The sequence below is a fragment of the Chitinivorax tropicus genome (assembly GCF_014202905.1).
Lineage (GTDB): Bacteria > Pseudomonadota > Gammaproteobacteria > Burkholderiales > SCOH01 > Chitinivorax > Chitinivorax tropicus.
In genome coordinates, this window is the sequence record NZ_JACHHY010000082.1 from 1 (window position 1) to 1,500 (window position 1,500).

At 57.5% G+C, this 1,500-nt stretch carries 2 protein-coding genes; both read left to right on the top strand.

Going from position 1 to position 1,500, the window contains the following annotated elements; genetic code table 11:
* The coding region (locus HNQ59_RS19385) for a hypothetical protein (protein ID WP_425491415.1) at positions 1-206 on the top strand (206 nt) is incomplete at its 5' end.
* A 540-nt stretch (positions 207-746) separates the two neighbouring features.
* The coding region (locus HNQ59_RS19390; protein ID WP_184042029.1) for a type VI secretion system Vgr family protein at positions 747-1,500 on the top strand (754 nt) is incomplete at its 3' end.

Consider the following 1,500-nt stretch of genomic DNA (forward strand, 5'->3'; position numbering starts at 1 on the left):
GCGTTTACACTGGCTATGCCGGTTACGTGAATAGCCAGATTTTCCCCTCGCAGGTGGTGAAAATGGAGAGTTTCAACCCATCGTTCTTTCCTAAGCTATTGAATAAAGCACCCGCACCTTTTGAACGTAATCAAAAACGTTTGGATGAGCTGGTCCGCACCATGCGCATCCGCACAACAGAGCCGCTTTTGCCGGAATTGCGCTGAGCTTGATGTGGTGCATTGTTGTGAATGTCTTCAATGGTGCTCAACTGATGGAAAAGCCGCCGCATGGGCCTGTCGGGCGCGATGAAGGCGTATGTGATGTCTGGGTAGGGGGATGCCAGCACATTGCGGATACGTGCGCTGGATGACCTGCATGTCGAAGTCGGGCGTAGTGATCAAGGTGAGGCTAGACTGGAAGCAGTGGACGTCTTCAGATTTGACGAGGTGACGCCTTTCTCTCGAATGAAACAGTTCATATTGCTTGCAAGTTGAGCGAGTGTTGGGTGGCAGGTCATCATCTAGCAGCATGCACTTTTCTTGCGATCCTTGATGATGATTATTGAAAAGTAAGTTGTATAAAATGGTGGTACGTTTTTCGACAAGATAGTCAGAGAATCTTTCAATCAGTCGTGTCAGTTGATGCAGCGATAGTGGGGCCGCGACGCTGAACTTCTGCGAGAGGAAGTGATTTCGCATCTGGAGAAGGCGGAGAAGCAGAAGCCTGCGAGCAAGCCGCGCTGACCTTTTAGAAGACGATTTTGTATGCTTTCGACCCCTGTTTCCGTTCCCGGCGCGCAGGTGCTGAGCGCCTTATCGACGCAGCTGGGCCTGCCGGCCTTGCTGACGGCGGACACCCGACTGTATGACCTGGACATTGAAAGGCTGGATGCGGCGAGCCTGCTGCTGGAATCCTTCGCGGGAGTGGAACAGCTGGACGGCTTGTCGGTCTTCGAGCTGATCTGCCTGTCCACCGATGCCTATCTGGACCTGTCGAGCCTACTGGGCCGGCAGGCGCGGCTGTGGATCAGCCTGCCAGATGGCAGCCGACAGCGCCGTAGTGGCTATATCGCCGACGCAGCCTTTCTGGGCGCAGATGGCGGGCTGACCCGCTACAACCTGACCCTGGTGCCGGGGCTGTGGTTTGCCCACCAACACCAACACAGCCGGGTGTTCCAGCACAAGAGCACCCAACTGATCGTCGAAGCCATCCTGGCCGACTACGCCCCGCACGTGGCCTGGCGGGTGAGCCCCGAGCTGGCAGACTGGCCGGGCTGGATCACCGACCACCCCTACCGGGTGCAATACCGCGAAACCGACTACCAATTCATCCGCCGCCTGCTGAGCGAAGCAGGCGTAGCCTTCCGGATCGAAGAGCTGAGTGACGACAACACAGACAGCCCGTTGACAGACGCCTGTGGCCACCAACTGGCCCTATTCGCGCACAGCCGCCTGGTACCGGAAGACTGGGCCAGCGCCCACAGCCTGGGGGGGCAGGGCATCCGCTACCATGGCAGCC